Raw genomic sequence first — 7732 nt, 5'->3', positions numbered from 1 at the left:
CCGGCGACGCTCGACCGACGTGATGACCTCAATGTGATCCATCGTCATGTGGCTAACCTCGTGCTAGCCACATGTCCTACCCAGCTCTCGCCGGTTCACAAGGCGGCGGATCTCGGAGGCGTACGTTCTGTTCGCCGGACCGCATTTGGCGTTCGACGATGATCGTTTCGACTACGGAGAAAAGCGACAAATCGCTTTCGGCCATATTTGCGGCAGATTGTTCGTCTGCGTCTTTGTTGATCGGGGCTTGACGCGGCGGATCATATCGTTGCGTAAGGCCAATTCGCGCGAGGTGAAGCGTTATGGTGAGAAAATTGAGCAGGGCTGCGGCTGAAGCGATGGCCGCAACAGACTGGGACAAGATCGACGCGATGACCGACGCGGACATTGCGCGCCAGATCGCTTCCAATCCGGACGCCGCGCCCGACATGGCTCCGGAAATCGACGTGCGCGCCGTCCGCCGCGCGACAGGGATGACGCAAGCCGAATTCGCTGCTGCCTATCATTTCAGCGTCAGGACGGTGCAGGAATGGGAGCGTGGCGCCAAGCGTCCGAGCGGCCCCGCGCGCACTCTCTTGCGCGCCATCAAAGTCGATCCCGAGGGGCTCAAGCGGGCGCTTGCGGCGGCGTAACTTGCGTGGCGCCGGCGAGCCGTCCAACCCATTCGAAGCGCAGCTCGTTCCAAGGGCCTATGGTTCCAATCGGTCGAAGCTCATCACCATCAGCGCGCACCGCCCGAATCCCGGCGCGTCATATTCGCGCACTTTGCGGAAGCGCGCCTTGGCGTAGGCGCGCTGCGCGGCGAGGTTGTCGACCGAGGGGCTGAGCCCGACGAGCGGTATCGAGACGTCCCGGCGCAACGTCTCGACGAGCCGCGTCAGCGCCCGCGGTCCATATCCGCGCCGGACGCAATCCGCCTCGCCGATCAGGATGTCGATGTCGACCGAGCCGGCGGGAATTTCGGGCAGCCCGAGGGAGTCGAGCGTCTCCCGGCTCACCGTCCGCCAGCGCAGATAGCCAATCGGCCGGGCGCCCAGGACGATCAGCGCCTGAGCGCCGTCGGGCGGCGGGTTCAGAGCATCATCGACCCAGGCGTCGGGTTCGGGATGCCAGCGCGCAACATGCGGCCTTGCGAGCCACTCGGCGAGCAGGGGCGCGTTGGCCGGCTCGAACGGCGCTAGCGCTACCGGTTCGGCCGCGCTCACGGCGCCGGGCGCTCGTCCGCGATGATCTTGCCGTCGTTGGGCAGCGAGCCGGGGGCGACGAGCAGAACCTCGCCGCGGAGCTTCGTCAACGCCTGCAACGTCGCGGCGACAGCGGCGGCGAGCGCGTCGCTTGCGCTCGCCGTCTCGGCATGAAGCGTCATGACGTCCTGCTCGCCCGTGCGCGTCACGACCAGCCGCACCGCGCCAAGCTCGGCATGGCGCTTCGCCGTCTCGACGATCTGGCTCGGATGGACGAACAGGCCCTTGACCTTGGCCGACTGGTCGGCGCGGCCCATCCACCCCTTGAGCCTGCCCGGCGCGGCCCAGGCAGAGAGGTCGCCGGTGGCGAAGCGCAAGAGCGGATAGTCGCCGGCGAGCCGCGTGACGACGACCTCGCCGACCTTGCCCTCGGGCGCGGGGTCGTTCGCGCCGGGGGTGACGACCTCGACAATCAGGTCGTCGTTGACCTTGAGGCCCGGCGACAGTCGGCCTTCCGCGTCGTCGGTCTCCCAGGCGATCGCGCCGAGGTCGGCGGTGGCGTAGGCCTGCCGGGTGTGGATTCCCGCGCCCTCCAGGTCGGCGCGCAGCGACTCCGGCAGCGCGGCGCCGGAGACGAGCGCCTTGTTGAGCGACGACACGTCGGCGCCAAGCGCGCGGGCCTTGTCGAGCACGATCTTCAAAAAGTCGGGCGGGCCGGCGTAGACGCTCGGCTTCAGATGCGCGATCGCGGCGATCAGCGCCTCCGTGTTGCCGGGGCCCGCAGGGATGACCGGGCAGCTGAGCGCCAGCGCGCCGCTCTCGAGAATCCGGCCGCCCGGGGTCAGGTGATAGGAGAAGCAGTTGACCACGGTCTCTCCGCGCTTCACGCCCGCGGCGGCGAAGGCCTTTGCCGCGCCCCACGGATCGTCGCCTGCGGATTCCGGCTCGTAGACGCCGCCGGGCGAGGCGAAGAGGCGCAAAAAGGCGCTCGTCGGCGCGGCGGCGAGCGCGCCGAACGGCGGCTCGGCGCGCTGCATCTCGGCGAGCGCAGACTTGCGCAGCACGGGGATCAGCGCGAGGTCCGAGGGCGTACGCAAGGCGGAGAGGTCGACGTCTCCGATCTGGCGGGCGAGCGCGTGACTCTTTCCATGCAGCGCGCCGAGCCGGTCTCGCAAAACCTCGAAGCGGGAGTCGTCGATCATCGCATCCTCAATTTCAAGCGAGCCAGCGCTTGCGGCGCTTGTAGGACTTCACGGTCTTGAACGAGCGCCGGTTTTCACCCGCGACGCCCAGATAGAACTCGCGCACGTCCTCGTTGGTTCTGAGCGCTTCCGCCGAGCCGTCGAGAACGACCCGGCCGGTCTCCAGAATATAGCCGAAACTCGCGTAGCGCAGCGCAATGTTTGTGTTCTGTTCGGCGAGCAGAAACGAGACGCCCTCGCGCTCGTTGAGGCCCTTTACGATCTCGAAGATTTCCTCGACCACCTGCGGCGCGAGCCCCATCGACGGCTCGTCGAGCAAAATGAGCTTCGGCTTCGACATCAACGCCCGGCCGATTGCGCACATCTGCTGCTCGCCGCCCGAGGTGTAGCCGGCCTGCGATGCGCGGCGCTGCTTCAGACGGGGGAAGTAGGCGTAGATCGCCTCGAGGTCGCGCGCAATCGCCCGGCGGCCGTCGCGGCGGGTGAAGGCGCCGGTCAAGAGGTTCTACTCGATCGTCAGATGGCCGAAGCAGTGCCGGCCCTCCATGACCTGGATTGCTCCGCGTCGGACGAGGTCGTTGGGCGAGAGCCGGTCGACCCGCTCGCCCTGGAACAGGATCGCGCCCTTGGTGACTTCGCCGCGTTCGGCGCGCAAGAGATTGGAGATGGCCTTCAGCGTCGTCGTCTTGCCGGCGCCGTTGGCGCCGAGCAGCGCAACGATCCCGCCTTTCGGCACGCTGAGCGACACGCCCTTCAGCACGAGCGCGATCGCGTTGTAGATGACCTCGATGTTGGCGACCTCGAGGATCGGGGTTTGTGAGGGTGTCTGCGCAGTCAAGACCGTCTCTCATTGGCGACCTTTCCCCCGGGAAGGTGGACGCGCGAAGCTCGGCCGGATGAGGGTTTGCAGAGCCGATGCTTCAGACTCAATCTCAGCGGATCGCGCGCCTTGCGGCGCGCCCTCATCCGGCGCTTTGCACCACATTCTCCCAAAGGGAGAAGGGATCACAGTATCACTTGTTGTCGCAGACCTCGCTGCGGTTCGGCCAGCCGGCGTTCTTTTGGGCGTAGGTCATCGCGGCCTCGTCGAGCAGCGGCTGGACCCTGGACGTGTCGGGGCCGATGAGGTCGCTGACCTTCACCCATTTCGACCCGTCCCATTGCTGGATGAAGGTCGCCGAGTGGCTGTTGTGGTCGAAGCACGTCGTCTTGAGCGGCCCGGCGAAGCCGTCGAGGCCGAGCGCCTTGAATCGCGCCTCGTCGAGGTTGAGGTTCTCGAGACCGCGGCGCACGTCCTCGCCGGTGACCACTTTCTTGCCCGTGATCTTCTGGGCTTCCGCGATCGCCTCGGCGATCAGCACCGAATTGTAGACGCCGCGGTTGTACAGCACGGAGCCGACCTCGTCCTTCGGCGTCTGGCTCTTGCCCTTGTCGACCACGAGCTTCTGGATGTCGGCGAGGGCGGGATAGTCCGTGCCCGTGCCGTGCCAGTTGAGCTCCTTGAAGCCCTTGGCGCCGTCGCCGGCGGAGGCCGCGTCCGTGTCGTTCGGCCACCAGATCGAGACGAACTTGTCCATCGGGAATTCGGCCTTGACGGCTTCCTTGATCGCCGTCGGGTTCATGGCGCCCCAGCCGTACATGACCAGCACGTCCGGCTTGTCGCGGCGGATGTCGAGCCACTTTGACGACTGGTTCTGCATGTCGGCAGCCGCGACAGGATAGAGCTTCAGGTTGAAGCCGACCTCCTTGGCGAGCGCCTGGAACAGCGGAATCGGCTCCTTGCCGAAGCCGGCGTCGAAATCGAGGTAGCCGATCGTCTTGCCCTTGAGGGCGTCGATCGACCCGCCGCCGGCGTATTTGAGGATTTCGGACAGGCCGTCCCAGTAGGTGGCCGGCGGGTTGAAGATCCAGGGGAAGATGTCGCCCTTGGCGGACGCCGAGAGGCCGTAGGCCATCGACAGGATCGGAATCTTGTCGACCGCGGCCTTGGGGATCAGCGACAGGGTAATGCCGGTCGACCAGGGATTGACGATCACCGGGTTCTTGGGCTTGACCGTGTCGTAGCACTCCAGGCCCTTCTTGGTGTCGTAGCCGGTCTCGCACTCGTCGACGACGAGCTTGACCCCGCCGACGCCGCCGTCGCGCTCGTTCAGCATGGTCAGATAATCGTGCATGCCGTCGGCGATCGGCGTGCCGGAGCCGGCGAACGGGCCGGTGCGGTAGGTGAACAGCGGCACGTAGATCGAGTCGTCGGCGAAGGCGGCGCCGGCCGGCAAGGCGAGGCTCAGGGCGAGCGCGCCCGCGGCGCTCTTCAGCAATGTGCTCTTCATTCGCGTTTCCTCCTCCTGGTCTTTTCTGGGCCGTTCAGTACGGGAACGGCCAGACGCGCAGCTTCTGCTTCGCGGTTTGCCAGAGCCGCGCAAGACCGTGCGGCTCGGCGATGAGAAAGACGATAATCAGAATACCGGTGATCATGAAGGTCAATTGATCGACTCGCGCCGCCTCGATCGGCAGCCCGATCATTGGCGGCAGCGCCCTCAGCGCGATCGGCATCAGGTGCATGATCGTCGCGCCGAAGAAGGCGCCGACGATCGAGCCGAGGCCGCCGATGATGATGATGAACAGGATCTCGAACGACAGGTTGATGGCGAACGTCTCGGGCTCGGCGGCGCCGAGCCAAAGGAACACCATGAGGGCGCCGGCGACGCCGACGATGAATGAGGAGACGGCGAAGGCAAGGAGCTTGGCGCGGAGCAGGCGGATGCCGATGAGTTGCGCCGCGATGTCCATGTCGCGCACCGCCATCCACATCCGCCCGATCCGGCCGTGCACGATGTTGGAGGCGATCCAGGCCATGACGGCGACGATGGTCAACACGACCAGATAGCGCGTGACCGGCGTCGCGTTCGGGCCGGTCACGTACATGCCGAACAGGGTCGCGTTCGGCGCCTCGATCGCGCCGGAATCGTTATAATTGACGAGCCAGGGAGCGCGCGCAAAGCACCATTCGAGGAAGAATTGCGCCGCCAGCGTCGCGACCGCCAGATAGAAGCCTTTGATGCGCAGGCTCGGCAGGCCGAAGGCGACGCCGACGAGCGCCGATACGAAGCCGCTCATGACAATCCAGATGAGGATGTTCACTTGCGGGAAATAGGTCTCGAGCTTGTAGCAGGCGTAGGCGCCGACGCCCATGAAGGCGCCCGTGCCGAGCGACAGAAGGCCGGTGTAGCCGGTCAGCAGATTGAGCCCGATCGCCGCCAGCGACAGGATCAGGAACGGGATCATCATCGTGTTCAAGAGGAACTGCCCGCCGAAGGCCGGGATCGCGACGAAGGCGATGAAGAGGATCAGCGCGACGCCGTAGCGATCCTGGCGGATCGGAAAGATCGCCATGTCGGCCGCATAGGTCGTCTTGTACTGGCCGGCTTCACGGTAGAACATGTCAGTTCGCCAGGGCCGCTTCGGCGAGGAGAGCGCATGCATGCACGGGGTTCGCGCCATTGTAGCCGCGCTCGCAGAGCGCGGCGGCGCGATCAACGATCGGGCCTATTCCGGACCCCCTCATCCGGCCGCCGCGCGGCTGCCTTCTCCCCGGTTCCTGGGGCGAAGGGATTCGGTCAAATCCGCTCAATGATTCGCTCCCCGAACAGGCCCTGGGGACGGAACAAGAGAAAGACCAGGGCGATGACATAGGCGAGCCAGCTCTCGATTCCGCCACCGAGCAGCGGGCCCCAGTAGAACTCGCCGAGCTTCTCGCCGACGCCGATGATGAGGCCGCCGACGATCGCGCCCGGAACGGAGGTGAGTCCCCCGAGGATCAGCACCGGCAGCGCCTTCAGCGACACCACCTGCAGCGCGAACGACACGTCGGAGCGCGCGCCCCAGAAAATGCCGGTCGCAAGCGCCACGACGCCTGCGGTGAACCAGACGATGACCCAGATCTGGTTGAGCGAAATGCCGACCGACAAAGCCGCCTGATGGTCGTCGGCGACGGCGCGCAAAGCGCGGCCGATGCGGGTTTTCTGGAAGAACATCGCGAGGCCCGCGACCATGAGCATGGCGATCGCGGCCGCGGCGATGTCGAGTTTTTGCAACTGCACCTCGCCGCCGAGTACGTGAAGATCGATCGAGCCATCGGGCAGGTACAGCGCCTTGGTGATCATCGATTTCGGATTGCCGCCGAACACCAGCTCGCCGAAGCCGATCAGGAAATACGTGATGCCGAACGTCGCCATCAGCAAAATGATGTCGGGCTGGTTGACGAGGGGCCTGAGCACCAGCCGCTCGATGCCGACCGCGAGCCCGTACATGACGGCGATGGTGAGGGCGAGCGCGATCCATGCCGGCACGCCCTTCTCATTGAGGCCGACCAGCGTCAGCGCGGCGAACACCATCATGATGCCTTGGGCGAAGTTGAACACGCCCGAGGCCTTGTAGATGAGCACGAAGCCGAGCGCGATCAGCGCATAGAGGACGCCGCCGACGAAGCCCTCCCACACCGTCTGGGCAAGCAGGTCTGGCGCGGAGATCATCTGCGCGAAGGGGTCGACGAAGATGGCGTGGAATAGGTCCATGACCGCGTCCTACTCCAGAGCCGCGGGCGGCAAGCGCCCCCGCCTCCCTTGTGGGGGCGGGCAGGGGTGGAGGGTCGCGCCGACGGTGGAAAACTTGAGGTTTGCACGACGCCTGCTTCGACGAGCGTCGGCCTTCATAAGGCTGCGAGCGACGGAGGCTTGGCGCGACTCCCCTCCTTTGTCCTCCCCCACAAGGGGGGAGGAGAGCGCCTCCGCGAACTTGGTCGTTCCTGAGCTGCGCACCGTTTTCATCGCCTAATGCCCCACGCCGAGATAGGCGTCGATGACCTTCGGGTCCGCCTTGACCACGTCGGGAACGCCGTCGGCGATCTTGCGTCCGTATTCGAGCACAAGGACGCGGTCGGAGAGGTCCATGACGACGCCGATGTCGTGCTCGATCAGCGCAATCGTCGCGCCACGCTGGCGGTTGGCCTCGACGACGAAGCGGCTCATGTCCTCTTTCTCCTCGAGGTTCATGCCGGCCATCGGCTCGTCGAGCAGCAAGAGCGTCGGCTCCATCGCCAGCGCCCGGCCGAACTCCACCCGCTTCTGCAGGCCATAGGGGAGGGCGCCGACGGGGACCTTCCGGATGTGCTCGATCTCGAGAAAGTCGATGATCTCCTCGCAGACTCTTCGGTGCTCGATCTCCTCGGCGAGCGCCGGTCCGTGGCGGAGCGCCTGCCAGATGAGGCCGCGCTTCATCTTGAGGCTGCGGCCGGTCATGATGTTGTCGAGCGTCGTCATGCCCTTGAACAGCGCGACGTTCTGGAAG

The 7732-nt window shown here is 65.8% G+C and carries 8 protein-coding genes and 1 pseudogene; 2 read left to right on the top strand and 7 right to left on the bottom strand.

Annotation, left to right across the window (positions count from 1 at the left end):
• The first annotated feature begins 109 nt into the window (after nt 1-109).
• Together ACLP25_RS26320 and ACLP25_RS26315 are read left to right on the top strand one after the other, a co-directional pair.
• Nucleotides 110-334, top strand: coding sequence for a BrnT family toxin (locus tag ACLP25_RS26320; RefSeq protein ID WP_442472064.1), 225 nt, complete (start codon nt 110-112; stop codon nt 332-334).
• Between the two features lie 4 nt (nt 335-338).
• The gene (locus ACLP25_RS26315) at nt 339-632 is read left to right on the top strand and encodes a helix-turn-helix domain-containing protein (RefSeq protein WP_442472063.1); all 294 of its coding nucleotides are present in this window, start codon (nt 339-341) and stop codon (nt 630-632) included.
• Between the two features lie 57 nt (nt 633-689).
• Here the strand turns inward: ACLP25_RS26315 and ACLP25_RS26310 are convergent, their stop codons facing one another.
• From ACLP25_RS26310 to ACLP25_RS26280, 7 genes and pseudogenes are all read right to left on the bottom strand, one after another.
• Nucleotides 690-1205, bottom strand: coding sequence for a GNAT family N-acetyltransferase (locus tag ACLP25_RS26310; protein WP_442472062.1), 516 nt, complete (start codon nt 1203-1205; stop codon nt 690-692).
• Nucleotides 1202-2386, bottom strand: a complete 1185-nt coding sequence (locus ACLP25_RS26305; protein ID WP_442472061.1) for a phenylacetate--CoA ligase family protein — start codon at nt 2384-2386, stop codon at nt 1202-1204. The genes ACLP25_RS26310 and ACLP25_RS26305 overlap by 4 nt, the downstream gene beginning before the upstream one ends.
• A 13-nt stretch (nt 2387-2399) precedes the next feature.
• Nucleotides 2400-3224, bottom strand: a pseudogene (locus tag ACLP25_RS26300) (ABC transporter ATP-binding protein).
• Nucleotides 3225-3399: 175 nt separating this feature from the next.
• Entirely contained in the window at nt 3400-4716 is a 1317-nt protein-coding gene (locus ACLP25_RS26295; protein WP_442472060.1) for an ABC transporter substrate-binding protein, read from the bottom strand.
• Nucleotides 4717-4750: 34 nt separating this feature from the next.
• Complete coding sequence (locus ACLP25_RS26290; protein ID WP_442472059.1) at nt 4751-5827, bottom strand: branched-chain amino acid ABC transporter permease; 1077 nt, start codon at nt 5825-5827, stop codon at nt 4751-4753.
• A 176-nt stretch (nt 5828-6003) separates the two neighbouring features.
• Complete coding sequence (locus tag ACLP25_RS26285) at nt 6004-6960, bottom strand: branched-chain amino acid ABC transporter permease (RefSeq protein WP_442472058.1); 957 nt, start codon at nt 6958-6960, stop codon at nt 6004-6006.
• Nucleotides 6961-7215: 255 nt separating this feature from the next.
• Nucleotides 7216-7732: ABC transporter ATP-binding protein (locus tag ACLP25_RS26280; RefSeq protein WP_442472057.1), on the bottom strand; the 517-nt coding region annotated here is incomplete at its 5' end.

Origin of the sequence: Roseiarcus sp., assembly GCF_052145395.1 — a bacterium.
GTDB lineage: Bacteria > Pseudomonadota > Alphaproteobacteria > Rhizobiales > Beijerinckiaceae > Roseiarcus.
This window is presented reverse-complemented; position numbering and strand designations above follow the sequence as displayed.

Coding starts and splice junctions, on each gene's coding strand:
- ACLP25_RS26315 (WP_442472063.1), top strand. CDS start 339: ATGGCCGCAACAGACTGGGACAAGATCGACGCGATGACCGACGCGGAC.
- ACLP25_RS26305 (WP_442472061.1), bottom strand. CDS start 2,386: ATGATCGACGACTCCCGCTTCGAGGTTTTGCGAGACCGGCTCGGCGCG.
- ACLP25_RS26295 (WP_442472060.1), bottom strand. CDS start 4,716: ATGAAGAGCACATTGCTGAAGAGCGCCGCGGGCGCGCTCGCCCTGAGC.
- ACLP25_RS26290 (WP_442472059.1), bottom strand. CDS start 5,827: ATGTTCTACCGTGAAGCCGGCCAGTACAAGACGACCTATGCGGCCGAC.
- ACLP25_RS26285 (WP_442472058.1), bottom strand. CDS start 6,960: ATGGACCTATTCCACGCCATCTTCGTCGACCCCTTCGCGCAGATGATC.